Here is a 23777-nt window from a genome sequence, read left to right as displayed (position 1 = left end):
GTTGAAAGCGGCCGCTGCTACCTGAACCGGCTCGGAGCCGCGAATTCGAACGGGTCGGGAGCGGGTTCGGTCGGAAGGCTGCCTTCCGCCTGGCGCTTTCGGAAATGGGTCAGCGAGCATTTCGGCGAGCACAATATGCCGCGATCGGTCCAGTAGGCCGCGCCTTCCTCGACCTTGCCGCCCAGGATACCAGAAGCCTTCCGGGCGGTACTGCAGGCCGCACTCGATACAACTGTAGGGATCGGGACGGGCGAGCATGGCGAACTTGTTTGCTGCTCCGTTCTGGCAACGCCCGACTTTAGTGCAAGCACGGCTCCAAAATTTGACGTTTACGTAAAAAGGAGCTTCCCCTCGTAGATCGAAGGCGGTTAGTGTGCGGTGCAAGTGGCCCGCGGCCACGGTGCCCATCAGCAGGAGGAGAGCGTCATGTACCGCGCGCCGGTGGAAGAGATAGGGTTTGCCCTGAAGCATGTGGCCGGGCTGAAGGCGGCGCTGGATGCGGGACGCTTCGGCGATCTCGGCGAGGATCTGGTCGACGCCATCCTTTCCGAGGCGGGGCGCTTTGCCACCGAGGAGGTCGCGCCGCTCTACGAGATCGGCGACAAGGTCGGTGCCAGGCTCAAGGACGCGGCGGTGACCATGCCGCCCGGCTGGAAGGAGCTCTACCGGCATTGGATCGAAGGCGGCTGGAACGGCCTCAACGCCCCCGAGGCGTTCGGCGGCCAGGGCCTGCCGATCATGCTCGGCGTCGCCGCCCTCGAGATGTGGAACTCGGCATCGATGGCCTTCGGCATTGGCCCGACGCTGACCATGGGGGCGATCGAGGCGCTGGAGAAGCATGCCTCGGAGGAACTGAAGGCCACCTATCTCGAAAAGCTCGTCTCGGGCGAGTGGATGAGCACGATGAACCTGACCGAGCCGCAGGCGGGATCCGACCTCGCCGCCCTGCGCTGCCGTGCCGAACGCGCGGGCGACGGCACCTACCGGATCTTCGGCCAGAAGATCTTCATCACCTATGGCGAGCACGACCTGACCGACAACATCGTGCACCTGGTGCTGGCACGGCTGCCCGACGCGCCGGCCGGCACTCGCGGCATCTCGCTGTTTCTCGTGCCGAAGTTCCTGCCCAATGCGGACGGTACGCCTGGTGCCCGCAACGACGTGTTCTGCTCGGGGCTCGAGGAAAAGCTCGGCATCCACGCCTCGCCGACCTGCACCATGATCTATGGCGACGGCTTCGCCAAGGACCGCGAGCCCGGCGCCGTCGGCTGGGTGATCGGCGAGGAGAACAAGGGCCTCGCCTGCATGTTCACCATGATGAACAACGCCCGGCTGTCGGTCGGCATGCAGGGCGTGGCGGTGGCGGAAGCCGCCTTCCAGAAGGCGCTCGCCTATGCCAACGACCGTCGCCAGGGCAAGGCCCCGTCCTACGGCGGCGAAGGCATGGCGCCGATCGTCCATCACCCCGACGTGCAGCGCAACCTGTTGACCATGAAGGCGCTGACCCAGACCGCGCGCGCCATCGCCTATGCCTGCGCCCACGCGCTCGACTTGGCACGCGTGTCGGAGGGCGATGCGAAGGCCTATTGGCAGGACCGCGCCAACCTCCTGACGCCGGTGGCCAAGGCCTTCGCCACCGACGTCGGCGTCGAGGTCGCCTCGCTCGGCGTTCAGGTGCATGGCGGCATGGGCTTCATCGAGGAGACGGGTGCGGCGCGGCTGCTGCGCGACGCCCGCATCGCACCGATCTACGAAGGCACCAACGGCATCCAGGCGATCGATCTGGTCACCCGCAAGCTGCCGCTCGGCAATGGCGACCACGTCTTCGACTATGTCGGCGAACTCGACGCGGTCGCCAACGCGGTCGCGGCGCTGAACAGCGAGGACTATGGCCGCACCGCCGCCTGCCTGGAGCAGGCGCTCGACGACCTGCAGCAGACCACGCGCTTCCTGCAGCGGCAGATGGAAGACGGCCGAACGGACGATGCGCTGGCCGGCGCCACGCCCTATCTCCGGCTGTTCGCGCTGGCCGCCGGCGGCGCTTATCTCGCGCGCGCGGCATTGGCCGACGGCGACGCCGTGCGCATCGCGCTCTGTCGTTTCTTCGCCGAGAACATGCTCGGCGAGACGGCGGCGCTCAGGGACCGCGTCACAACGGGTGCCGCGAGCCTCGCGGGAGCCGCCAAGGCTCTGTTTGCGGTTTGAATTCTGGACGAGGGAACAGTCTGAAGTGAGCGACCATATTGTCATCGAGCGGCAGGACGCCGTGCAGATCATCCGGATGAACCGTCCGGACAAGAAGAACGCCATCACCCGCGCCATGTATGCCGGGATGGCGGCGGCGCTGAAGGCGGGCGACGCCGATCCGGCGGTGCGGGTCCATGTCTTCCTCGGCGTGCCCGGCGCGTTCTCGGCCGGCAACGATCTCGCCGACTTCATGGCGATCGCCACCGGCGGCGAAGGTGGTGCCGAGGTGTGGGACTTTCTCGCGGCCCTCGCGCTGGTCGCAAAGCCCATCGTGTCGGGCGTCGACGGCATCGCCGTCGGCATCGGCACGACCATCAACCTGCATTGCGACCTGACCTTCGCCACGCCGCGAACGGTCTTCCGCACGCCCTTCGTCGATCTCGGCCTCGTGCCGGAAGCCGGGTCCAGTCTGCTTGCGCCGCGCATTCTCGGTCGCCAGGGCGCCTTCGCCCTGCTCGGCCTCGGCGAGGGCTTCTCGGCCGAGCGCGCGCTGGCGAGCGGCCTGATCTACAAGATCGTGTCTGAGGACGAGTTGGAAGCTGCGACCCTGGCGTCCGCCCGCGAGATCGCCGCCAAGCCGCCGGAAGCGCTGAAGATCGCACGCGACCTGATGCGTGGCGACCCTGCGGAACTGGTGGCGCGCATCAAGGAGGAAGGCGAGCATTTCCGCGCCCGCCTGAAATCCGACGAGGCACGCGCGGCGCTCGTCGCCTTCATGACGCGGAAGAAGTAGCCGCGTTACCTTCCCCACAAGGGGAGGGTCGGTCCGCGAAGCGGCGCAGGGGCTTCAGGGGTGCCTTCTTCGACGCGCTGAGGCGCGACAGCCTTTACCCCCACCCCAACCCTCCCCACAAGGGGAAGGGAGACGATGTCGCCGCCGCCTTCACCAGAACAGCAGGTAACGCCCGGGCAAGCCGGATGGCACAAGATTCCTCTCCCCCTTGTGGGGAGGGGTCAGGGGTGGGGGTATGCCAATCTGCTCGAACCGGGGACGGTGAGCGGCTTACGGATAAAGCCTGTCCTTGTCCCAGCCGCCCGTGGCGTTGCGGGTGAAGACGACGCGGTCATGCAGCCGGAACGGCCGGTCGTGCCAGAACTCGATCTGGCTCGGCACGATGCGGAAGCCCGACCAGTAGGCCGGCCGGGGAATCTCGCCGATGGCATAGCGGGCCGTGTATTCGGCCACCGCCTTCTCCAGCGCGAATCGGCTTTCGAGCGGGCGCGACTGCTTCGACGCCCAGGCACCGATTCGGCTGCCGCGCGGGCGCGAGGCGAAATAGGCGTCGGCCTCTGCGTCGGTGACGATTTCCACAGGTCCGCGCACCCGCACCTGGCGCCGCAGCGACTTCCAGTGGAAGCACATGGCAGCCTTCATCGTGGCCAGGATCTCGCGGCCCTTGGCGCTCTCGAAGTTGGTGTAGAAGACGAAGCCCTGCTCATCGAAACCCTTGAGCAGCACCATGCGCGCGTCGGGCAGGCCGTCGGGGTCGACGGTCGCCAGCGCCACCGCGTTGGGGTCGTTCAGCTCGCTCGCCGTCGCGTCCTTCAGCCACGCGGCAAACAGCCGGAAGGGCTCCGCGCTCTCGGTGAAGTCACCGCTTGTTAACTCAGTGTCCGTCATAGCTCTTTACTCGACCTGCCCATGCCGACCGGAGAATGCCGATTGCCGCGCCTCGCGCAAGCCTTCGAAGGCCAGTGCCTCCCACAAATCCGAAAGCTGGCCCTAAGGAGCACCGTATTGCTTGGCCTGACCACCGTCAGCGCCTGCGCCATCGGCGGCTTCAGCCTTGAGAAGGCCGAGGTGGACCGCAGCATCCTGACCGGCAGCGTGCCGGACGATCCCGACCGTGCCGCGGACGCCGCCCGGCCGTCCGACGAGACGACGATCCGCAACGCCGTGTCGTCCGCCGACATCGAGGGCCTGAACGGCCAGGCGATTCCCTGGGCCAATGCCGAGACCGGCTCGCGCGGCGCCGTCAGCGCGGTTTCCGAGAGCACCGAACGCGGCGTGCTCTGCCGCCGCTTCGCCGCCTCGCGCGAGAGTTTCGACGGCGTGCGCATGTTCACCGGCGAGATTTGCGCCGCCGGCGCCGGCGCCTGGCAGATGGTGTCGTTCCAGCCGGCCTGAAGCCCGGTCGCCTCTGGAATTTCTTCCTAGCGAGGCGCATATAGGGGTGGACCAACCCTTTCTCTGCGTGGATTCATCGTATGAGCGACCCCTATGAGGTGCTGGGCGTTGCCAGGAACGCCTCGGCCAAGGACATCAAGGCGGCCTTCCGCAAGCTCGCCAAGAAGCATCATCCGGACCAGAACCCGGACGATCCGAAGGCCAAGGAGCGGTTTGCGGCCGCAAACCAGGCCTATGAGATTCTCGGCGACGAGAAGAAGAAGGCGGCTTTCGACCGCGGCGAGATCGACGCCGAGGGCAAGCAGCGATTCCACGGCTTCGAGGGTGCCGCCGGCGGCGACCCGTTCGGCGGGTTCCGCCGCCAGCAGGGCGGCCCGGGCGCCAGCCATTTCGAGTTCCGTTCCTCGGGACCGGGCGGCTTCGACACGGGCGACATCTTCAGCCAGATCTTCGGCGACGCCTTCGGCCAGCGCGGCGGCGGACATGGAGCCGCCGGTCCGGGAGCAGGCGGACATGGCGCCGGCATGGGCGGCCAGCGCGCCCAGCCGGGCGCCGACGTCAACGTCAACCTCGACGTGACCATCGAGGAAGCGGCGACCGCCCCCAAGGTGACGGCGCTGTTCCCCGACGGCCGCAAGATCGCGGTCAAGCTCCCGGACTTTGTCGAGGACGGCCAGACGATCAGGCTCAAGGGCCAGGGCGAGCAGGGTTTTGGCGGCCCCGGCGACGCGCTGGTCAAGATCCGGTTCCGCCGCCATCCGCGCTATCGCGTCGAGGGCCGCGACCTCCATGCCGACCTGCCGGTCACCCTGCACGACGCGGTGCTCGGCACCAAGGCCACTGTCGAGACGCCTACCGGGCGCATCGCGGTCAAGGTGCCGGAGTGGTCGAGCTCCGACAAGGTGCTGCGCATCAAGGGCCGCGGCCTGCCCGAGAAGGCCGGCGGTCACGGCGACCTCTACGTCCATGTGCGGGTGATGCTGCCCGAGGGCGGCAACCCGGCGCTGGCCGAGTTCGTGCGCAAATCCTCCGGCTGACGGCGCCTTGCGGGCGGGGCACTGATGCTTCGGCTTATGAAAGCTTGAAGGCGGCTGGTGCCTATGCGATAGGGCAGCTTGAAAACCTTTCAATTTCAGGAGTGCGTTCATATGGCGGGTGGACAGGGCCTGATGGCCGGCAAGCGCGGCCTTATTCTAGGCGTCGCCAACAACCGATCGATCGCCTGGGGCATCGCCAAGGCCTGCGCGGACCAGGGCGCGGAACTCGCATTCACCTATCAGGGCGATGCGCTGAAGAAGCGCGTCGAGCCGCTGGCCGCCGAGATCGGTGCCTTCGTCTGCGGCCACTGCGACGTGACCGACATGGCGACGATCGACGCGTGCTTCGAGGCGATCGAGAAGAAGTGGGGCAAGCTCGACTTCGTCGTCCACGCCATCGGCTTCTCCGACAAGGAAGAGCTGACCGGCCGCTACGTCGACACCAGCCACGGCAACTTCCTCAAGACCATGGACATCTCGGTCTATTCGTTCACCGCAATCGCCCAGCGCGCCGAGAAGCTGATGCCGGACGGCGGCTCGCTCCTGACCATGACGTATTACGGCGCCGAGAAGGTCATGCCCAACTACAACGTCATGGGCGTGGCCAAGGCAGCGCTCGAGGCCAGCGTGAAGTATCTCGCCGTCGACCTCGGCCCCAAGAAGATCCGCGTCAACGCCATCTCCGCCGGCCCGATCAAGACGCTCGCCGCCTCCGGCATCGACGACTTCCGCTACATCCTCAAGTGGAACGAGTACAACGCCCCGCTGCGCCGCACCGTCTCGATCGACGAGGTCGGCGATTCCGGCCTCTACTTCCTGTCGGACCTGTCGCGCGGCGTCACCGGCGAAGTGCACCATGTCGATTCGGGCTACCACGTCGTCGGCATGAAGGCCGTCGACGCGCCGGACATCTCCACCGTCAAGGATTGATGCCGCAGCACGCCGAACAGCCATGACGCAACTCGTCTACTTCGTGCGCCATGGCCAGACGGCCTGGAACGCCGAACAGCGCCTGCAGGGCCAGGCCGATACCGACATCAACGCGCTCGGCCGCAGCCAGGCCGACCGCAACGGTCGCAGGCTGGCCGAACTGATCGTCGATCCGCGACGGTTCGATTTCGTCGCGAGCCCGATGCGCCGGACCCGCGAGACCATGGAGCGCGTGCGTTCGGCCATGGGGCTGGATCCCGCCGCCTACCGCACCGATCCGCGCCTCGTCGAAGTCCATTTCGGCGACTGGCAAGGCCATACCTTTGCGGAACTGGAAGCCCGTCGGCCGGGGTCGACACAGGCCCGCCGCTTCGACAAGTGGAACTTCGTGCCGCCTGGCGACAGTGCGGAAAGTTATGAAATGCTCACCGGCCGGGTGGCGGCGTGGTTTGCCGAGATTTCCGGACCGACCGTCTGCGTCACCCATGGCGGCGTGGTGCGCGCGATCTTCAGGCTCGTCGAGGGCATGTCCGAAAGCAGAGCCGCGGCCCTGGAGGTTCCCCAGGACCGCGTGCTGAAACTCGAAGACGGCCGCCTCGACTGGCTCTGAGCAATTCCGGGAAAGGCGCGAAGCGTTTTCCGGCCGGACCTGCGTCAAGACAAGAGATGGCGGCCGCAGACAGCTCTTACTGCGACAGGTCCATGTCGGTGATCAGGTTCTCGCCGCCGACCACGTCATAGGCGATCATGATGTCCATGCCCGGCTTGATGTTCGCCACGTCGAATTCGCCCGGCAGCTTGTAGGACTTGCCGTTGTCGAGGGTGATGATCAGCCTTTCCTTGTCGATCGACTTGACCTGACCTTCCACCTCGGCGGCCAGCGCAGCGCCTGTGATCGCGAGAACGGCGACTACGGCGCCAATAAGGGTACGCATTATCGTCCTCATTCTTCTTAGCTCCGCAATCGCGGGGCATGCTTCGATTGATCGGTCGGAGGGAAGCAGAAACCAACCGAATGTGTCAAAACTAAATCGGCTCCGATCACGCTTTGACCACGGCAAAAATGGCCAGTGACGCCCCTCCGCAGGTGGCCTCCGAAGGCCGCGGCTTGACGTGCGGGCGCCGGCCTGCCACTCCACGCCCATGGAACCCATACAGTCCAAAGCCGGCCAGGGCCGGGTCGCCGACGCCCCCAGCAGGCATTGGGTCTATCGCGCCCTGCCCCGCAAACTGTGGCCCTATGCCCAGCTCGCCCGCTGGGACCGGCCGATCGGCTGGGTGCTCTTGCTGTGGCCATGCTGGTGGTCCTTGGCGATGGCGGCGAGCGCCTATGCCCGCCCCGGAGACAGCCTCATCTCGCTGCTGCCTTCGCCCTGGTTCCTGGCGCTGTTCCTGATCGGCGCCGTCGCCATGCGCGGGGCCGGCTGCACCTACAACGATCTCGTCGACGAGAACATCGACGCCCAGGTCGAACGGACGCGGTCCCGGCCGCTTCCGTCCGGCCAGGTCAGCCGGCGGCAGGCCTGGGGCTTCCTCGTCCTCCAGGCGCTGGTCGGGCTCCTGGTGCTGCTCCAGTTCAATAGCTTCGCCGTCGCGCTCGGCATCTCGTCGCTGGCGATCGTTGCGATCTATCCGTTCATGAAGCGCATCACCAACTGGCCGCAATTCGTGCTTGGCCTCGCCTTCTCCTGGGGTGCGCTGATGGGCTGGGCGGCGGAGTTCGGCGACATCGCTGCGCCCGCCCTGCTGCTCTATTTCGGCTCGATCATGTGGGTGATCGGCTACGACACGATCTACGCCCACCAGGACAAGGAAGACGATGCGCTGGTCGGCGTGAAATCGACGGCGCGCTATTTCGGCGAGAACACCAAATCCTGGCTGGCCGGCCTCTACGGCGGTGCGTTGATCCTGTTTGCCACCGCCTTTGCCATGGCGCAGGTGCCGATGCCGGCGCTCGCCGGACTGGTCGCAGCGGGCGCGCATATGGCCCGCCAGATCGTCAGCCTCGACATCGATGACCCCGACCAGTGCCTGAAGCTGTTCAGGTCGAACGGCCAGGTCGGCTGGATCATCTTCCTCGGACTAGTGCTTGGCGGCGCCTGGGTGGCGTTCAAGCCGCTGGTCTGACCCGCGCCGTCAGGCGCGGGCGATGATCTCCTCGCCGTCGATGACGAGGCGCACGCCGAGCGTGCCAGCCTTGCGGCGGGCGAGGAAACGAGGCCGGCGCATGCGCGAGACACGGCCCTTGCGGCGGTCCACTGCGGTTCGGGTCTTGATCGCCGCGCCGAGCGATTCCTCGAGCGTGCGGGCCACGCCGTCCGCCTCGATCAGCAGCATCGGCATGCCGTAGAAATCGGCCCAGGCGCGCCAGTCGGCGGCGACGTCGTCGAGATCGTCGGCCACCAGCAGCGGCACGGAAAGCATCGGGTCGTTGTGCAGCAGTTCCAGCGTCACCGTGACGTTGCCGCAGTCGTCCTCCAGCGCCCTCGCGGCAACGCCCCTGAAGGCGCGCGCCGGCAGCGCGATGGTCACAGGCAGGCCGCTCTGCGCGAGCAGGCGACGAACGACGGCACCGCGATGGTCGATGGTGAAGGTGACATCGCCAAGGTCGTCGCGCGTGGCGTAGCTGACCATCTGCGGCAAGCGGAATGGGTCGAGGCGCATGTTGCGTCCCGCCCAGACTGGCTTCAGTCCGGTGTTCATGTTGTGCCTTCCTGTTTCTCCTGAGAGCCGGCTTCCGGTCTCTCCGGACCAGTTTCCCCGGTCTCGTTTGTAGGAAGGACACTAGCGGGGCCTCCTTACCGCCCCGCTTAAGAAAGTCGGTTAAATTTTGCTGATCTCGGCGATGGTTATCGGAATGCCACCGGAATGGATCAAATCACCTTGCCGGGGTTCATGATGCCGGCGGGGTCGAACACCGACTTCACCCGGCGCATCAGCTCGATGGCGACCGGCGGCGCTGTGGCGATCAGCTCGTCGCGCTTGAGCTGGCCGATGCCGTGCTCCGCCGAGATCGAGCCGTTGAAGCTTCTCACCACGTCGTGAACCGCATCGTTCATGCGCCGGTAGAGCGCGAGGAATTCCGCCCCGTCCATGCCCACGGGCTGCGAGACATTGTAGTGCAGGTTGCCGTCGCCCATGTGGCCGAAGCAGACCACGCGCGCTTCGGGGCTGACGCCTGCCACTGCCTTGCCTGCCTGTTCGATGAAGGCGGGTATGCTGGCGATGGGCACGGAAATGTCGTGCTTGATCGACACGCCTTCGGCCTTCTGGGTTTCGGGCAGCATCTCGCGCAGGCGCCAGAACTCGTTGGCGTGCCCGACGCTGGCGGCAATCGCGGCGTCGCCGACCTGCCCGGCCTCGAAGCCGGAGGAGAGAATGTCCTCGATCAGCGTCCGCGCATCCTCGGCCGAGCGGCCGGAGGAGATCTCCATCAGCACCTGCCAGTCCCAGTCACCCTCCAGCGGCGGCCGCGCGTCGGGGATGTGGCGCATGGCGAATTCCATCGGGGTCCAGCCGATGAGTTCGAAGGCGGTGAGCGCTCCTCCGCCGAGATCCTGCGCGGTGTTGAACAGCGCCAGCGCTGCCTCGGCCGAGGGCAGCCCTACCCAGGCAACCTCGCGGCCCTTCGGCTTGGGATAGAGCTTCAGCACCGCGGCCGTGATCACCCCGAGCGTACCCTCTGCCCCGACGAACAGGTTCTTGAGGTCGTAGCCGGTGTTGTCCTTCTTGAGCTTGCGCAGGTCGTCCAGCACCTCGCCGGTCGGCAGCACCACCTCGACGCCGAGGCAGAGCTCGCGCGCATTGCCGTAGGCCAGCACGGCCGTGCCGCCGGCATTGGATGAAAGGTTGCCGCCGATCTGGCACGAGCCCTGCGAGGCGAGCGACAGCGGATAGAGCCTGTCGACCGCGTCGGCCGCGTGGTGAAGCTGGTCGAGCACGACACCCGCCTCGGCGATGACGGTGTTGGAGATGGCATCGATCTCGCGGATGCGGTTGAGCCGCGACAGCGACAGGACCACCTGGCCGCCGGAACGATCCGGGACCTGGCCGCCGACGAGGCCGGTGTTGCCGCCCTGCGGCACCACCGGCGTGCGCGTCTCGGTGGCGAGCCGCATGATCGCGCTCACCTCCTCGACGCTGCTAGGCCTGAGCACCAGCGAGGTCGCGCCCGTGAACAGCCCGCGCGGCTCGTGGACGTAGGGCTCGATGTCGGCGTTCTGTCTGACGACATAACGCTCGCCGACGATCGCGGTGAAGCGCTCGGCAAGCGCTGGGTCTAGGCCGTTCGGGTTCTGGGTCATGGGGTGAAGCTAGTTTCAGCCGTGCGGATTGTCACGAGGGGCTGCGGCGCGCGCCAGCCGGTCATTGATCGCCTCGCCGAGTTCCGCCACGGGGACCGGCTCGACGGCGATGGAGGCGGCGCCGCTGTGGTCCAGTGCCTGGAGGTGCGAGAACAGGTTGGCGGCCGCCTCGCGCAGGTCGCCGGTCTCGGAGAGGTTCAGGAAGGCGCGGGCCGCCTGCCAGCCCTCGGCGCGCTGCGGCCCAAAGCCGAGCAGCGCCTCCCCCTCATCGACGCTGTCGGCATTGAGGCGCATGGCGGCGCCCGGAGCATAGTGCGAGGCCAGCATGCCCGGCGCCTCGATGCCCGCGGTGACGCCGCGCAGCAGCGGCTGGCCGGCCACCGCCTCGATCTCGCCGGCCGCGATGCCGCCCGGGCGCAACAGCCGCACCCTGTCGCCCTCGACCTTGACGATGGTCGATTCGAGCCCAACCGATGTCTGTCCGCCGTCGACGACCAACGGTATCCTGCCGCCGAGGTCGCGCGCCACGGCCTCGCCGCTGGTCGAGCTGATCTTGCCCGAGGTATTGGCGCTGGGGGCCGCGAGCGGTCGCCCCAGCCTCGCGATCAGCTTGCCGCCGAAGCCCATGGGCATCCTGAGGGCGATCGTGTCGAGCCCGGCGGTGACCAGCGGGTGGATGCCAAATTCGGGTCTGAGCGGCACGACCAGCGTCAGCGGCCCCGGCCAGAACCTGTCGGCCAGCCTGCGCGACAGCGGATCGAACATGCCGATGCGCTCGGCCATCTCCATGTCGGCGACATGGGCGATCAGCGGATTGAAGCGCGGCCGCCCCTTGGCCTCGAATATGCGCGCGACCGCCGCGCCGTTGGTGGCATCGCCGGCGAGCCCGTAGACGGTCTCGGTCGGAATGGCCACCACCTCGCCGGCGTCGAGCAGCGCGAGTGCGCGATCCATCGCCTTGTCCGCCGGGATCAGTTCGGTCACGTCGTCGTTTCCCTGTTCACCCGGTCCCTAACGCGGGGTGGCCGCTGCGGCAAGGCCGCTGCCATCGAGAATCGCCAGACAGCTAAAATGCGCGGCATCCGCGAAATCGGGCCGCAACCCGCCGCGATTAGGATGCGCCCGAAAATTCGTTTCGACCCCCCGAGGGACAAATGCAGGTCTTTGCCGCGTTTCTTGCCGTCGCCGTTGTGGCGGCCGCCCCCGTCTATGCCTCGTCGATCGTCGAGCTCGGCGGCAACACCGCCGGTCCGTCGATCGTCGTGTCCGGAGACGCCGGCCGGTCGGCCTCGGTCATCGAACGCGGCACGCCGGCGGTCGATACGGGCAAGGTGGCGGCCATCGTCAGCCGGCCGGTGCGCATGGGCCCGGCGCCTCTGGTCATCCGCGGCGGCGAAGTCGGCGCCTCCTCGCCGCGACCTGCTGCGGTCGCGGCCGCGCCCGCCGGCAACGCACCGGCACAACCGGCCGCAGCCGCCGCTCCGGCGCCCGAGCCGGCCAAGGCCGACAGCGTCACGGTCGACCCCGCCTACCCGGAGACCGAATAGGCGGGCCTAACGCGTCACTTCGACCTAGCCGGCGATCTTGGAGAAGTCGGCGACCTGGTCGGTGGCGGCGCGGATGCGGGCAAGCAGCGCCAGGCGGTTCGCCCGCACGGCTACGTCCTCGTCATTGACCAGAACCTTCTCGAAGAATGAATCGACCGGCTCGCGCAGCACGCTGAGCGCGCGCATGGCGCCGGAGAAGTCCTCGTTGCGGATCGCCTGGCCGGCTTCGCTCACAGCCTGGTTGACCGGCACGAACAGCGCGTTTTCTGCCGGCTCGCGGAACAGGCCCGGGTCGACGCCGTCGGCCACGACCGTGCCCTTCTTCTCCTCGGCGGCCAGGATGTTGGCGGCGCGCTTGGTGCCGGCGAGCAGGTTCCTGCCGTCGTCGCTGTCGAGGAAGTGTCCCAGCGCCTCGACGCGGCGCGTGATGGTCAACAGATCGTCCGCGTCGGGCGTGATCACCGCGTCGATCAGGTCGTAGCGGGCGCCGAGCTCGCGCAGGTACACCTTCAGCCGGTCGTGGAAGAAGGCCAGCAGGTCGGCCTTGAGCGGTGCCGCGTGCTCGATCGTGTCGCGGCGGATTTCCGCCTCGAAGGCGGCAAGCGCGTTGTCGACGTCCTGCTCGCCGTCGACGTCGCCGGTGTCGAGCTTCGCCTGCCCGGCCTCGAACTCGTCGATCCGCTTCTCGATCGAGGCTTCCGCGAGCTGGGTCAGCGCCGCATCGAACAGCGTCTTGAGCGGCAGCTTGCCGCGGGCGGCGAGAATGATGCGGATGACGCCGAGTGCGGCGCGGCGCAGCGCATAGGGATCCTTCGAGCCCGTGGGCTTCTCGTCGATGGTCCAGAAGCCGACCAGCGTGTCGAGCTTGTCGGCCAGCGCGACGGTCACCGACACCGGGTCGGTCGGCACGCGGTCGGACGGGCCCTGCGGCTTGTAGTGCTCCTCGAGCGCCGCCGCCACCGAGGGGCTTTCGCCCTGCAGCAACGCATATTTGCGGCCCATGGCGCCCTGGAGCTCGGGGAACTCGCCGACCACCTCAGTCTGGAGATCGGCCTTGGCCAGCACCGCGGCACGTTCGGCGAGCCTGGGATCGGCGCCCACCAGCGGCGCGATCTCGCGGGCCAGCGCGCGGATGCGCTCGACCCGCGCCCCTTGCGTGCCCAGCTTGGCGTGGAAGGTGACGCCGAGATGGTCGAGCCGCGCCATGCGCTGGTCGAGCGGCTTGCTCAGGTCGAGCCCGAAGACCAGTGCCGACTCCTTCAGCGTGTCGAGGTCCGGCAGGTCGCCCTGGTCGGTCTTCCAGAAATAGAGGGCGTCGGAGAGGCGGGCGCGCACCACCTTGCCGTTGCCGTGGGCGATTTCCCTGCCGCCGTCCTTGGCCTCGATGTTGGAGGTCAAAAGGAAGTGGTGCGAAAGCGCGTCCTCGCTGCCCTGCGGCCGCGTCACGAAGCACTTCTGGTTGGCGCGGATGGTGAGCCGGATCACCTCGGCCGGGATTGCGAGGAAGGCATCCTCGAACTGCCCCATCAGCACCACCGGCCATTCGACGAGCCCCGAGACCTCGTCCAGCAGCCCCTCGTCCTCGACCAGGTCGAGGCCCTGGGCAAAGGCCAGGTTGCGCGCGTCGGCAAGGATCATTTCCTTGCGGCGCTCGGCGTCGATGACGACCTTGGCCGCCTCGAGCTTGGCCGCATAGTCGTCGAAGCGGCGCACCGTGATCGCCTCGGGCGCGTGGAAGCGGTGGCCATAGGTGACATTGCCGGAGCGGATGCCGTCGATCTCGAAGTCGATCACGACGGGCTCCTCGGTCTCCGGCCCGAAGGTGCAGACGATCGATTGCAGCGGCCGCACCCAGCGCAGGCTGCCCGGCCTGGCCGAGGCCGGGCCCCAGCGCATCGACTTGGGCCACGGGAAGGTCTTGACGATCCCGGGCATCAGCTCGGCGACGATCTCTTCGGCGGCACGGCCGGGCTTGGAGATGTGGGCGACGTAGAAATCGCCCTTCTTCGGGTCGCTGTGGACATGCGCCTCGGCGATCGAGGCGAGGCCGGCGCTGCGCAGGAAACCCTGGATCGCCGCCTCGGGCGCCTTGGTGCTCGGGCCCTTGCGCTCCTCGCGGATGTCCTTCGAGCGGGCGGTCAGGCCGCGGATGTCGAGCGTCAGGCGCCGCGGCGTCCAGTATTCGCGCGCCGCCTCATAGGTCAGGCCGGCCTCGACCAGGCCGTCGGTCAGCATCTTCTTCAGATCGCCGGCCGCCTTGCGCTGCATGCGGGCGGGGATTTCTTCGGAACGCAACTCAAGAAGCAGATCGGGCATCGGACGGCTCACACGGGGCAATTGGTCCGCGCGGAATAGCAACTCATCCGCCCGCTGTCACCTTCCCACGCGCGATTGCGAAATTTGCCGCGCCTTGTCGGCACGTCCGCGGCGAAATCGTCCTCTGGGCAGACATTCCCGTGAACCAGTCAGCGCGCTGAAGCGACCAACGCTCAGGCAGACACCTTTTGGCTCGACGACGATGAAAACCGCTACCGCCCTCCTCCACATCCTCGCGCTCAGCGCCCTGCTCGCCATGCATGTGGCGGCCCCGGCCGAATTCAGGATGCCGGGCGTGCGCAGGGCGCTGCAGACGATAAATGGCGAGGTCGTCCAGTCGCACCTTCCGGAGGGACTGGAAATGGCTATGGCCGCTTAGCTCAACGTTGGAGGCGGGTCAGATCGTCAGCCCGCCGGCTTCCGTCTGCAGGAATGCCTCGCCGCAAGCCTTGGCAAGGTTGCGGACCCGCAGGATGTAGCTCTGCCGCTCGGTCACCGAGATGACGCCGCGCGCGTCGAGCAGGTTGAAGACGTGGCTGGCCTTGATGGCCTGGTCGTAGGCTGGAAACACCATCTTGTGCTGGGCGGAATTTCCGCCCTCCGCCGGCGCGCCGGCGGCCAGCAGCGCCTTGCACTCGGCTTCCGCGTCATCGAAGTGGCGGAGCAGCATGGCGGTGTTGGCGTATTCGAAATTGTGGCGCGAATATTCCTGCTCGGCCTGCAGGAAAACCTCGCCATAGGTGACCTTGTCGTCGCCCTCGAGGCCGTTGAAATTGAGGTCGTAGACGTTGTCGACGCCCTGCACATACATGGCCAGACGCTCGAGGCCGTAGGTCAGCTCGCCTGCGACGGGAGCGCATTCGATACCGCAGACCTGCTGGAAATAGGTGAACTGCGACACTTCCATGCCGTCGCACCAGCACTCCCAGCCCAGCCCCCAGGCGCCGAGCGTCGGGCTTTCCCAATCGTCCTCGACGAAGCGGATGTCGTGCACCAGGGGATCGATGCCGATCGCCTTCAGCGAGCCGAGATAGAGTTCCTGCAGGTTGGCCGGGTTGGGCTTCAGGATCACCTGGTACTGGTAGTAATGCTGCAGCCGGTTCGGGTTCTCGCCGTAGCGGCCGTCCTTGGGCCGGCGCGAGGGCTGCACATAGGCAGCGTTCCAGCGCTTCGGTCCGAGCGCCCGCAAGGTGGTGGCTGGGTGGAACGTGCCGGCGCCCACTTCCATGTCGTAGGGCTGCAGGATGATGCAGCCGCGCTCAGCCCAGTAATTGTGCAGCGTCAGGATCAGCCCCTGGAACGAGCGGCTGGGATGCATGTGGGCGGGCAGATTGTTGGTCACGGGCAAAGCTCGATCATTGGCGCGCGCCCCAAAGAAAACGGGGCCTGAGTGGCCCCGTCCTATTCCGACCAAAGATGAGGGTCAAGCAGCGGCAGCTTCCGGCCGGTCCCGCGTCACTTGCCCGGCAGCCGCAATTCCTGGCCCGGCGCGATCCGGCCGGGATCGCCGCGCAGGTCGGGATTGAGGTCGAGGATCTCGCGATAGCGGTCGCCGTCGCCCAGGACTTCGTTGGCGATCGACCAGAGCGACTGCCCCGGCTGGACCTTGTAGGCGGCGGGAATGACCTTGGCGGCGGCATCGGCGGTCGCGGGCCTGTCGACCTCGCTCTTCTTCTGTCCATCCGTCGCGGCCGGCTGCTCTGGAGCCGCGGGCTGCTTGAGCGGCGATTCCTGGGCCGTCGGCTTCTCCGGCAGGTCCGGCAGCCCCTCGGCGATCTTCTTCTCCACCTCGGCCAGAAGGTTCGGCTCGGGCTTCATGTCGCGCGCATGGCGCCACTGGAAGGTGGCCTCCAGCTTGCGCCCGACCCGCCAGTAGGCGTCGCCGAGATGGTCGTTGACCACCGGATCGTCGGGTTTCAGCGAGACGGCCCGCTCCAATTCGCGCACCGCGTCGTCGTAGCGGCCGAGACGGTAATAGGCCCAACCGAGCGAATCGACGATGTAGCCGTCGCTGGGTCGCAGGTCGACGGCCTTCTTGATCATCGCGAGGCCTTCCTCGAGATTGGTGTTCATGTCGACCCACGAATAGCCGAGATAGTTGAGCACCTGCGGCTGGTTGGGGAACATCTCCAGGGCCCTGCGGAAATTGGGCTCGGCCTTCGGCCATTTCTTCAGCCGTTCATAGGCGATGCCGCGCTGGTAGAAGATGTTCCAGTTGGCGTTGGTCGGCGTCTTCAGCCGCTCGACCGCCTTGTCGTAGACCTCGGCGGCGGCGCGATAATTGTCGGTGGACGCATAGACCCCGCCCAGCGCGAGGTAGCCGCGCATGTCGTCGGGATTCTGCTCGACCAGGGCCGACAGGTGCTTGATGGCCTCGTCGGGGCGCTTGAGGTCGGCGAGGTTGAGGCCGAGCTGCAGTTCCGACAGGCGCTTGAGCGGCGAGCTGGCCGGGACACGGCGATAGAGCTCGATCGCCCCTTCTCCGTCCTGCTGCTGCTCGGCGACGGCCGCGAGCTGCACCAGCAGTTCGTCGCTCTCCGGCTTGAGCGCCAGCGCATATTGCAGATAGAGCCGGACAAAGGGCTCGCCGCCGCCGCGATTGAGCGCCGTGGACAGATTGAGCAGGATCTCGGCCGCGCCGTCGCTGGGTCCGGACACGAGCGGCGGGATCTTCTCACCCTTGTTGATCTGGTCGCGCAGCGCAGCGATCGGCAGCTTGCCGGGCGAGAACTCGTCGGCGCGGTCGAGGACCGCGAGCGCCTCCTTGCTCTTGCCGTCGCGCGCCAGGAAGCCGGCATAGGCCTCGGCCGCGCGCATCCAGGTCTCCGGCGCGGCACTGCCGGCGCCAAGATTGTCGATGGCCGAGCGATAGACCTTGTCGGCCTTGACCTTGTCGCCGGCGGCATCCGCGATCAGGGCGCCGTGGTAGGCCTTGAACAGCTCGTACCATTCCGGCCCCTCGAGCTTTTCGAGGAACCCGAGCGCGTCCGCGGGTCGGCCTTCGCCCTGCTTCGCCCAGGCCGTCATGGTTCCGGTGATGAGCCGGTCGAGATCGGATTCGAGCGCCAGCTTCAGCCAGTTCTCGGCAGCCGTATAGTCCTTCTTGCGGATGGCATCGACGGCGAGCGCGAGCCGCGAGAAGCGCTCCGCCTCGGGAACCGTCTTCAGCATCTGCGCATAGGGCAGCGATTCGTCGAAATGCCCCTGGGCGATAAGGGCAAGCATCACGCTCTGCTGCAGCGAAGCATCCTGCGGATCGAAGGCCAGCGCGCGCTTGTAATAGGCGATCGCGCTGCCGAGGTCGTCGTCGGCCTCGGCGATCTGCGCCGCAAGATATGCCCCCGAGAACGAGTTTATCTCGACCGGGTCCGTGGGCTGTTTGGCATATCCCGGCTGGGTCAGGGCGGAAAAGCCGGCCAGAGCCGCCAGCCCGAGGAGCCAGATTGCGCGTCGCTGCCGCATGAATGTCCTTCCTAGTCGGATCGTACGGTCCTCATGCCACCCGAAACGGGTTTCATTCCGCGACCGGTTGTCGGTACCAAGCATGGCCTTTTTGGGGTCGCGCTTCAATCCGCCGCGGTTGCAGAATTCGACAACCGGCTAGCGACTTGCAGAAAGGCAACGCCCGTCTTCGGTCAGCTGCGGCTAGACGACGCGGCTGATGCAGAAGTCGATGACGTCGAGCAGTGCCGCCTTCTGCGGCGTGTTCTCCAGCGGCGCCAGAGCATCGCGCGCAATCTCGCCGAAATGGCTGGCACGCCCGATCGTATCGGCGATCGCGCCGTGCCGCGCCATCAGGCCGATGGCCTTCTCCAGGGCTGCGTCGTCCGAGGCGCCCTCCTCGATCGCGCTCTTCCAGAATGCCCGCTCGCCCGCGGTGCCGCGGCGATAGCTCAGGATCACCGGAAGCGTCACCTTGCCCTCGCGGAAGTCGTCGCCGACATTCTTGCCGAGGTCCTTGCTGGAGCCGCCATAGTCGAGCGCATCGTCGATCAGCTGGAAGGCGAGGCCGAGGTTCATGCCGTAGGAGCGCAGCGCCGCCTTGTCGTTCTTCGACGCGCCGGCGATCACGGGGCCGACCTCAGCGGCCGCCGAGAACAGCGCGGCGGTCTTGGCCTTGATGACGGCGAAGTGCTCGTCCTCGGTGGTCTCGAGATTCTTCGCGGCCGCGAGCTGCATGACCTCGCCCTCGGCGATGATCGAAGCCGCAGTCGACAGGATGTCGAGCGCCTCGAGCGAACCGACGTCGACCATCATGCGGAAGGCCTGGCCGAGCAGGAAATCGCCGACCAGCACGCTCGCCTGGTTGCCCCAGATGGTGCGCGCCGTCTTCTTGCCGCGCCGCAGGTCGCTCTCGTCGACGACGTCGTCATGCAGAAGCGTCGCCGTGTGCATGAACTCGACCGCGGTCGCGAGCTTGACGTGGTGGTCGCCGGAATAGCCGAACATCTGAGCTGCGGCCAGCGTCAGCATCGGCCGCAGCCGCTTGCCGCCGGACGAGATCAGGTGGTTGGCCACCTCCGGGATCATCTCGACATCGGAACCGGCCTTGGACAGGATCAGCTTGTTGACCCTGGCCATGTCGGCCGAGGTCAGGTCGATCAAATCCTTGATCGACGCGGCTTCCCGCTTCCCCTTCTCGATGTTGAGAACGACACCCAAGGCCAATACTCCCGTTACACAGACGCGCGGTCGCGCGCGCAGCTTTTAGGCGATTCTATGGCGGCATGCACTGCACCTGCAAGTGGCGAATTGGCGCGGAACGACAAGTGCCGTTTACTTCGCCGCGCCGAACTGCAAATTTCGTGCCCATGATCGAGCTCATCCGCACCAACGACGCCGTCATCCTGTCCTTCGTGCAATCGCTGCTGCGCGATGCCGGCATCGGCTGCTTCATCGCCGACCAGAACATGAGCGTGCTCGACGGCTCGATCGGCATCCTGCCGCGCCGCATCCTCATCGACGAGGACGACGCCGACGAGGCCCGCCAGTTGCTCAAGGATGCCGGCATCGAGCACGAAATCCGCCGCAAGTGACGGCCGTGCCGCAACATCCCGGCGGCCCGCCCCTGCCTCCGCACACGCTTGACGCCTTCCACCGCGGCGACTTCTGGCTGGTGCAGCCGAAGAAGGGCGGGCACAGGGCCGGCATGGACGCGATGATGCTCGCCGCCGCCGTCCCCACGGGCTTTCAGGGTCAGCTCGCGGATTTCGGCGCCGGAGCGGGTGCCGCCGGGCTCGCAGTCGCCTCGCGTTGCAAGGGCGCGCATGCGCTGCTGGTCGAGCTGACCGCGGAAATGGCGGCCTTCGCCCGGGCGACGCTGGCCCATCCCTCAAATGCAGCCATCGGCACGCGGGCCTCGGTGCTGGTGGCGGACGTGGCGCTCTCCGGCAAGGCCAGGGCCGCGGCCGGGCTGGCCGACGGCTCGCTCGACTGGGTCATCATGAACCCGCCCTTCAATCCCGCCCACCACCGGCCGACCCCGGACGCGCTGAAACGGCAGGCGCATGTCATGGAGGACGGCCTGTTCGAAAGCTGGATCCGAACTGCTGCGGCGGTGGTCAAGCCGCGCGGCGGCTTCGCCATCATCGCCCGGCCTGAATCGCTCGCCGCCATCCTCGGGGCCATGGCCGGCCGCTTCGGCAAGGCCGAAGTCGTCCCCGTGCATCCACGCGCCGACGCGCCCGCCATCCGGGTCATCGTCCGCGCCGTCCGGGCATCGCGCGCGACGATGGCGCTTTGCCCGCCGCTCGTCCTTCACGACGAGAGCGACAGGTTCTCGCAACGTGCCGACGACATAAACAACGGCCGCTCGTCGCTTTTCGGTGATTGAGCATCCCCCAGGATTGCGGATTGCAGAAGAATGCATACATCCCGCATGACAGATACCGGAGAACCCGCGCCGTGAAAAAGCTGATCCGCCGCCTGCTGCCCAAGTCGATGCGCCCGGGCGAGGTGACGATCCCGGTCATCCGCCTGCAAGGGGCGATCATGTCGGGAGGCGGCCAGTTCCGCCCGACCCTGTCGCTCGCCACCACCGCCGGCCTGATCGAGAAGGCCTTCTCGTTCCCGGCCGCACCCGTCGTCGCCATCTCGGTCAATTCGCCCGGCGGCTCGCCGGTCCAGGCGCGGCTCATCTACAAGCGCATCCGCGACCTCGCCGCCGAGAAGAACAAGAAGGTGCTGGTGTTCGTCGAGGACCTCGCCGCCTCGGGCGGCTACATGATCGCCGTCGCCGGCGACGAGATCATCGCCGATCCGTCCTCCATCGTCGGCTCGATCGGGGTGGTGTCGTCCTCCTTCGGCTTCCCGGAGCTGTTGAAGAAGATCGGCGTCGAGCGCCGGGTCTACACCGCGGGCAAGAACAAGGCGACGCTCGATCCGTTCCAGCCCGAGAAGAAGGAGGACGTCGATCGGCTGAAGAAGCTGCAGGTCGAGGTGCACGAGACCTTCATCGAGCTGGTCAAGGAACGCCGTGGCGCCAAGCTCAAGGACGATCCCGACCTGTTCACCGGCCTGTTCTGGTCCGGCAAGCGCAGCCTGGAACTGGGCCTGGTCGACGGGCTCGGCGACATGCGCACCGTCCTCAAGGACCGCTACGGGCCGAAGACCGAGCTCAGGCTGATCACGCCGCCGCGCGGGCTGTTCGGGCGCAGGCTCGGCATGTTCGGCTCGTCCTCGCCCGTGCTGACGCCCGACATCGCCGCCTCGATCGCCTCCGGGCTCGTGGATGCGGCGGAAGAACGCGCCCTGTGGGGCCGCTTCGGACTTTGAAAATGGCCAGGCGGGGGACTATCATTTGCCCCTGCCCTGATCGGCCGGCGGGGCCACCGCCCGGCAAGGGAGGAAAACGGCAATGCCTCAGCTGATCTTCTTCGCGCTCGTCGTCGTCGTCGCCTATGTCGGCTATCGCTCGTTCATCAGGGAGGCCGACCGGGTGACCGCCAAAGTGCGCCGCCACGAGAAGCAGCGCCAGACCGGCGCCGACGGTACGCTGGTCAAGGACCCCAAGACCGGCGAATACCGGCTCGAGAAGGATTGACGGGCAGCCCGTGACCTTCGACGCCGTTCCGCTCGCCGAACTCGCCCCGGCCAAGATCAATCTCGCGCTGCACGTCACCGGACGCCGCGCCGACGGCTACCATCTGCTCGAAAGCCTGGTGGTGTTCGCCGAGCTCGGCGACACCATCACCGTGTCGGCCGCCGACGAGGACCGGTTCGTGGTCGACGGCCCGTTCGCGGCGCTGGTCCCGCTCGACGGCGCAAACCTCGTGCTGCGCGCCCGCGACGCGCTGCGGGCGGCCTATCCCGCGCACGCATCCCGCCCGGTCGCGATCTCGCTTGAGAAGAACCTGCCGGTGGCATCGGGCATCGGCGGCGGATCGAGCGACGCCGCAGCGGCGATCAGGGCGCTTGCGCGGCTCTGGGGCCTGCCGGCGACGGCCTCCGAACTCGCGCAGCTCGCCCTGCCGCTCGGCGCCGACCTGCCGATGTGCCTCACGGCCAGGCCGCTGGTCGCACGCGGCATCGGCGAGGAACTGCAGCCGGTCGACAGCCTGCCATGCCTTGCGCTCGTCCTCGTCAATCCCGGCATCGGCGTCGAGACGCCGAAAGTCTTCAGGGCGCTGGCTTCGCGCGACAACCAGCCGCTTGCGGCGCTGCCCGAAGCTGCGGCAATCGTCGAATGGCTGGCCTCGTCGCGCAACGATCTCGAAGCGCCGGCGATCGCGATCGAGCCGTCGATCGCCGACGCCCTGGCTGCGCTTCGGCGCGCCGGCGCCGCCTTCGCCCGCATGTCGGGTTCCGGCGCGACCTGCTTCGGCATCTTCGATAGTCCAGAGGCCGCCCGGGACGCGGCGGCCTCGATCGCAGCCGGGCGGCCCGGCTGGTTCACCGCCGCCACCACCACCAGGAGCTGAGCAAGATGGCAAGCGAGCCCCGTCCCTTCATCCCGGTCCGCATCGCCGTGCTCACCGTCTCCGACACGCGCACGCTCGCCGACGACAAGTCCGGCCAGACGCTGGCCGACCGGATCACCGAGGCCGGGCATATCCTCGCGCTCCGCCACATCGTCACCGACGACAAGGACAAGATCCGGCAATGCGTGGCCGCCTGGTCGCGCGATCCCGACATCGACGTCATCATCACCACCGGCGGTACCGGCTTCACCGGCCGCGACGTGACGCCCGAGGCGCTGGAGCCGCTGTTCGAGAAGCGCATGGACGGCTTCTCCGAAGTCTTCCACCGCATCTCCTACGACAAGATCGGCACCTCGACGATCCAGTCGCGCGCCACCGGCGGCGTCGTCAACGCCACCTTCGTCTTTGCGCTTCCCGGGTCGCCCGGCGCCTGTCGCGACGCCTGGGACGGCATCCTCAAGCCGCAGCTCGACTACCGGCACATGCCCTGCAACTTCGTGGAGATCATGCCGCGGCTCGACGAGCACCTGCGGCGCGGCGGCAAATAGGCCTGAGATCAGCAGGGCTTGATCGGTTCTTGTCCCCCATTTGGGCCTGATTTCGATCACCCCCTCACCGGTTCGCCCCTTCGACAGGCTCAGGGGCGAACCACCTTTCCCCCACTTCGCGAGGGAGAGGAATCATCAATCGCCGACGCTGCGATTCCTCTCCCCCAATTGGGGGAGAGGTGCCGAGCAAAGCGAGGCGGTGAGGGGGAGGGCCGTGAAGGTCAACCTTCGAGGCCAATGCCGCTGGTCAGTTCCGCGCCGGCGCGACCACGATTTCGGCTTCCAGCGTCTTCATCGCCAGGCCTCGGGCGATGCCTTCCGCATCGGCGCCGTTGCGGCCGAGAACGGCAGCCTGCTTCCTTGTGATCACCAGACCCTGCTCCAAAGCGCGCGGCCTCGACGTGACCCGCGCCCAGAACGGGCGGGCGCTCGCCTTCGAGCGGGCGAAGCGCGCTGCCATCGCAAGCTTGGCCGCATGGCGCATGACGTCGTCGGTCCACCCCTCCGCCAGCCGCGCGCCGGGCTCGAGCAGCAGCAGCCAGTCGCCCTTGGCCTGGGCGATGCCCGTCTTGATGCCGCCATCGGCGAGGAACACGCAGCCGGCATGCTCGGCGACATAGTGGGTCTGGTCGGTCGAGCCCCGGTCGCAGACGATCACCTCGCGGACGACGCCCTCGACGGCACCGCTAATCAGCGAGGCCAGCGTGCGCGCCAGCCCCTCCTCGTCGTTCCGCGTTTCGATCAGCACGCTCAGCATCCCTAGCCGCATATCCGAAAGCCGGCCGCGGCGCCAGCCATCCC

General features: G+C 67.4%; 25 protein-coding genes and 1 pseudogene. 15 read left to right on the top strand and 11 right to left on the bottom strand.

Features of this window, described 5'->3' with window-relative positions:
* Positions 1–17: 17 nt before the first annotated feature.
* A pseudogene (locus AmiPiv_RS01345) lies at positions 18–258 on the bottom strand (hypothetical protein).
* Positions 259–426: 168 nt separating this feature from the next.
* Here AmiPiv_RS01345 and AmiPiv_RS01340 point away from each other — a divergent pair.
* Positions 427–2205, top strand: coding sequence for an acyl-CoA dehydrogenase (locus tag AmiPiv_RS01340; protein ID WP_340035446.1), 1779 nt, complete (start codon positions 427–429; stop codon positions 2203–2205).
* A 25-nt stretch (positions 2206–2230) separates the two neighbouring features.
* The gene (locus AmiPiv_RS01335; RefSeq protein WP_340035445.1) at positions 2231–2980 is read left to right on the top strand and encodes a crotonase/enoyl-CoA hydratase family protein; all 750 of its coding nucleotides are present in this window, start codon (positions 2231–2233) and stop codon (positions 2978–2980) included.
* 270 nt (positions 2981–3250) lie between these two features.
* Here the strand turns inward: AmiPiv_RS01335 and pdxH are convergent, their stop codons facing one another.
* The gene (gene pdxH, locus AmiPiv_RS01330; RefSeq protein ID WP_340035444.1) at positions 3251–3868 is read right to left on the bottom strand and encodes a pyridoxamine 5'-phosphate oxidase; all 618 of its coding nucleotides are present in this window, start codon (positions 3866–3868) and stop codon (positions 3251–3253) included.
* Between the two features lie 117 nt (positions 3869–3985).
* On the opposite strand from pdxH, the gene AmiPiv_RS01325 reads away from it, so the two are divergent.
* The 4 genes from AmiPiv_RS01325 (at position 3986) to AmiPiv_RS01310 (ending at position 6952) form a co-directional block, all read left to right on the top strand.
* Positions 3986–4375: an RT0821/Lpp0805 family surface protein gene (locus AmiPiv_RS01325; protein WP_340035443.1), complete on the top strand. Its 390-nt coding sequence runs from the start codon at positions 3986–3988 to the stop codon at positions 4373–4375.
* 80 nt (positions 4376–4455) lie between these two features.
* A complete protein-coding gene (locus AmiPiv_RS01320; protein WP_340035442.1) occupies positions 4456–5412 on the top strand; it encodes a DnaJ C-terminal domain-containing protein in 957 nt (318 codons plus the stop codon).
* A 111-nt stretch (positions 5413–5523) separates the two neighbouring features.
* Positions 5524–6342 (top strand): enoyl-ACP reductase FabI, encoded by an 819-nt coding sequence (gene fabI, locus AmiPiv_RS01315; protein WP_340035441.1) that lies wholly within the window; start codon positions 5524–5526, stop codon positions 6340–6342.
* A gap of 22 nt (positions 6343–6364) precedes the next feature.
* Complete coding sequence (locus tag AmiPiv_RS01310; RefSeq protein WP_340035440.1) at positions 6365–6952, top strand: histidine phosphatase family protein; 588 nt, start codon at positions 6365–6367, stop codon at positions 6950–6952.
* A gap of 76 nt (positions 6953–7028) precedes the next feature.
* On the opposite strand, the gene AmiPiv_RS01305 is transcribed toward AmiPiv_RS01310, so the two are convergent.
* Positions 7029–7277, bottom strand: a complete 249-nt coding sequence (locus AmiPiv_RS01305; protein ID WP_340035439.1) for a DUF1344 domain-containing protein — start codon at positions 7275–7277, stop codon at positions 7029–7031.
* 208 nt (positions 7278–7485) lie between these two features.
* Here AmiPiv_RS01305 and ubiA point away from each other — a divergent pair, with 208 nt between their 5' ends.
* Positions 7486–8469 carry a 4-hydroxybenzoate octaprenyltransferase gene (gene ubiA, locus AmiPiv_RS01300; protein ID WP_340035438.1) on the top strand — a complete coding sequence of 328 codons (984 nt, stop codon included), beginning with the start codon at positions 7486–7488 and terminating at the stop codon, positions 8467–8469.
* 9 nt (positions 8470–8478) lie between these two features.
* Here the strand turns inward: ubiA and AmiPiv_RS01295 are convergent, their stop codons facing one another.
* From AmiPiv_RS01295 to AmiPiv_RS01285, 3 genes are all read right to left on the bottom strand, one after another.
* Positions 8479–9045 (bottom strand): DUF6101 family protein, encoded by a 567-nt coding sequence (locus AmiPiv_RS01295; RefSeq protein ID WP_340035437.1) that lies wholly within the window; start codon positions 9043–9045, stop codon positions 8479–8481.
* 170 nt (positions 9046–9215) lie between these two features.
* Positions 9216–10646 (bottom strand): FAD-binding oxidoreductase, encoded by a 1431-nt coding sequence (locus AmiPiv_RS01290; protein WP_340035436.1) that lies wholly within the window; start codon positions 10644–10646, stop codon positions 9216–9218.
* Between the two features lie 15 nt (positions 10647–10661).
* Entirely contained in the window at positions 10662–11630 is a 969-nt protein-coding gene (locus AmiPiv_RS01285) for an L-threonylcarbamoyladenylate synthase (protein ID WP_340035435.1), read from the bottom strand.
* 170 nt (positions 11631–11800) lie between these two features.
* Between AmiPiv_RS01285 and AmiPiv_RS01280 the strand changes: the two genes are divergently transcribed.
* The gene (locus AmiPiv_RS01280) at positions 11801–12193 is read left to right on the top strand and encodes a hypothetical protein (protein WP_340035434.1); all 393 of its coding nucleotides are present in this window, start codon (positions 11801–11803) and stop codon (positions 12191–12193) included.
* A 24-nt stretch (positions 12194–12217) separates the two neighbouring features.
* Here AmiPiv_RS01280 and glyS read toward each other — a convergent pair whose 3' ends face one another.
* Positions 12218–14509, bottom strand: coding sequence for a glycine--tRNA ligase subunit beta (glyS, locus tag AmiPiv_RS01275; protein WP_340035433.1), 2292 nt, complete (start codon positions 14507–14509; stop codon positions 12218–12220).
* A gap of 202 nt (positions 14510–14711) precedes the next feature.
* Between glyS and AmiPiv_RS01270 the strand changes: the two genes are divergently transcribed.
* Positions 14712–14888, top strand: a complete 177-nt coding sequence (locus AmiPiv_RS01270) for a hypothetical protein (protein WP_340035432.1) — start codon at positions 14712–14714, stop codon at positions 14886–14888.
* Positions 14889–14906: 18 nt separating this feature from the next.
* On the opposite strand, the gene AmiPiv_RS01265 is transcribed toward AmiPiv_RS01270, so the two are convergent.
* The 3 genes from AmiPiv_RS01265 to AmiPiv_RS01255 form a co-directional block, all read right to left on the bottom strand.
* Complete coding sequence (locus tag AmiPiv_RS01265) at positions 14907–15851, bottom strand: glycine--tRNA ligase subunit alpha (protein WP_340035431.1); 945 nt, start codon at positions 15849–15851, stop codon at positions 14907–14909.
* Between the two features lie 113 nt (positions 15852–15964).
* Positions 15965–17971: a tetratricopeptide repeat protein gene (locus AmiPiv_RS01260; RefSeq protein WP_340035430.1), complete on the bottom strand. Its 2007-nt coding sequence runs from the start codon at positions 17969–17971 to the stop codon at positions 15965–15967.
* A 183-nt stretch (positions 17972–18154) separates the two neighbouring features.
* Positions 18155–19171 (bottom strand): polyprenyl synthetase family protein, encoded by a 1017-nt coding sequence (locus AmiPiv_RS01255; protein ID WP_340035429.1) that lies wholly within the window; start codon positions 19169–19171, stop codon positions 18155–18157.
* Between the two features lie 149 nt (positions 19172–19320).
* Here AmiPiv_RS01255 and AmiPiv_RS01250 point away from each other — a divergent pair, with 149 nt between their 5' ends.
* From AmiPiv_RS01250 to moaB, 6 genes are all read left to right on the top strand, one after another.
* On the top strand, positions 19321–19545 hold the full coding sequence (locus AmiPiv_RS01250; protein ID WP_340035428.1) for a putative signal transducing protein: 225 nt from the start codon (positions 19321–19323) through the stop codon (positions 19543–19545).
* Positions 19542–20342: a tRNA1(Val) (adenine(37)-N6)-methyltransferase gene (locus AmiPiv_RS01245; RefSeq protein ID WP_445206877.1), complete on the top strand. Its 801-nt coding sequence runs from the start codon at positions 19542–19544 to the stop codon at positions 20340–20342. Before AmiPiv_RS01250 ends, AmiPiv_RS01245 begins: the two co-directional genes overlap by 4 nt.
* 71 nt (positions 20343–20413) lie before the next feature.
* Positions 20414–21283: a S49 family peptidase gene (locus tag AmiPiv_RS01240; RefSeq protein ID WP_340035426.1), complete on the top strand. Its 870-nt coding sequence runs from the start codon at positions 20414–20416 to the stop codon at positions 21281–21283.
* A gap of 82 nt (positions 21284–21365) precedes the next feature.
* Positions 21366–21551, top strand: coding sequence for a hypothetical protein (locus AmiPiv_RS01235; RefSeq protein ID WP_340035425.1), 186 nt, complete (start codon positions 21366–21368; stop codon positions 21549–21551).
* Positions 21552–21561: 10 nt separating this feature from the next.
* Positions 21562–22428, top strand: a complete 867-nt coding sequence (locus AmiPiv_RS01230) for a 4-(cytidine 5'-diphospho)-2-C-methyl-D-erythritol kinase (protein WP_340035424.1) — start codon at positions 21562–21564, stop codon at positions 22426–22428.
* Between the two features lie 5 nt (positions 22429–22433).
* A complete protein-coding gene (gene moaB / locus AmiPiv_RS01225) occupies positions 22434–22976 on the top strand; it encodes a molybdenum cofactor biosynthesis protein B (RefSeq protein WP_340035423.1) in 543 nt (180 codons plus the stop codon).
* A gap of 247 nt (positions 22977–23223) precedes the next feature.
* On the opposite strand, the gene AmiPiv_RS01220 is transcribed toward moaB, so the two are convergent.
* On the bottom strand, positions 23224–23733 hold the full coding sequence (locus tag AmiPiv_RS01220) for a glycosyltransferase (protein WP_340035422.1): 510 nt from the start codon (positions 23731–23733) through the stop codon (positions 23224–23226).
* Positions 23734–23777 lie beyond the last annotated feature (44 nt).

Source organism: Aminobacter sp. Piv2-1 (assembly GCF_037625995.1).
Lineage (GTDB): Bacteria > Pseudomonadota > Alphaproteobacteria > Rhizobiales > Rhizobiaceae > Aminobacter.
The sequence above is the reverse complement of the archived record's forward strand: the minus strand, read 5'-3'. Positions and strand labels throughout refer to the sequence as shown.

What these genes read in the sequence shown, in the direction of transcription:
- AmiPiv_RS01260 (WP_340035430.1), bottom strand. Translation starts at nt 17,971, where the DNA reads ATGCGGCAGCGACGCGCAATCTGGCTCCTCGGGCTGGCGGCTCTGGCC.
- ubiA (WP_340035438.1), top strand. Translation starts at nt 7,486, where the DNA reads ATGGAACCCATACAGTCCAAAGCCGGCCAGGGCCGGGTCGCCGACGCC.
- AmiPiv_RS01320 (WP_340035442.1), top strand. Translation starts at nt 4,456, where the DNA reads ATGAGCGACCCCTATGAGGTGCTGGGCGTTGCCAGGAACGCCTCGGCC.
- AmiPiv_RS01250 (WP_340035428.1), top strand. Translation starts at nt 19,321, where the DNA reads ATGATCGAGCTCATCCGCACCAACGACGCCGTCATCCTGTCCTTCGTG.
- AmiPiv_RS01220 (WP_340035422.1), bottom strand. Translation starts at nt 23,733, where the DNA reads ATGCTGAGCGTGCTGATCGAAACGCGGAACGACGAGGAGGGGCTGGCG.
- AmiPiv_RS01295 (WP_340035437.1), bottom strand. Translation starts at nt 9,045, where the DNA reads ATGAACACCGGACTGAAGCCAGTCTGGGCGGGACGCAACATGCGCCTC.
- AmiPiv_RS01305 (WP_340035439.1), bottom strand. Translation starts at nt 7,277, where the DNA reads ATGCGTACCCTTATTGGCGCCGTAGTCGCCGTTCTCGCGATCACAGGC.
- AmiPiv_RS01310 (WP_340035440.1), top strand. Translation starts at nt 6,365, where the DNA reads ATGACGCAACTCGTCTACTTCGTGCGCCATGGCCAGACGGCCTGGAAC.
- moaB (WP_340035423.1), top strand. Translation starts at nt 22,434, where the DNA reads ATGGCAAGCGAGCCCCGTCCCTTCATCCCGGTCCGCATCGCCGTGCTC.
- AmiPiv_RS01235 (WP_340035425.1), top strand. Translation starts at nt 21,366, where the DNA reads ATGCCTCAGCTGATCTTCTTCGCGCTCGTCGTCGTCGTCGCCTATGTC.
- fabI (WP_340035441.1), top strand. Translation starts at nt 5,524, where the DNA reads ATGGCGGGTGGACAGGGCCTGATGGCCGGCAAGCGCGGCCTTATTCTA.
- AmiPiv_RS01290 (WP_340035436.1), bottom strand. Translation starts at nt 10,646, where the DNA reads ATGACCCAGAACCCGAACGGCCTAGACCCAGCGCTTGCCGAGCGCTTC.
- pdxH (WP_340035444.1), bottom strand. Translation starts at nt 3,868, where the DNA reads ATGACGGACACTGAGTTAACAAGCGGTGACTTCACCGAGAGCGCGGAG.
- AmiPiv_RS01270 (WP_340035432.1), top strand. Translation starts at nt 14,712, where the DNA reads ATGAAAACCGCTACCGCCCTCCTCCACATCCTCGCGCTCAGCGCCCTG.
- AmiPiv_RS01340 (WP_340035446.1), top strand. Translation starts at nt 427, where the DNA reads ATGTACCGCGCGCCGGTGGAAGAGATAGGGTTTGCCCTGAAGCATGTG.
- AmiPiv_RS01280 (WP_340035434.1), top strand. Translation starts at nt 11,801, where the DNA reads ATGCAGGTCTTTGCCGCGTTTCTTGCCGTCGCCGTTGTGGCGGCCGCC.
- glyS (WP_340035433.1), bottom strand. Translation starts at nt 14,509, where the DNA reads ATGCCCGATCTGCTTCTTGAGTTGCGTTCCGAAGAAATCCCCGCCCGC.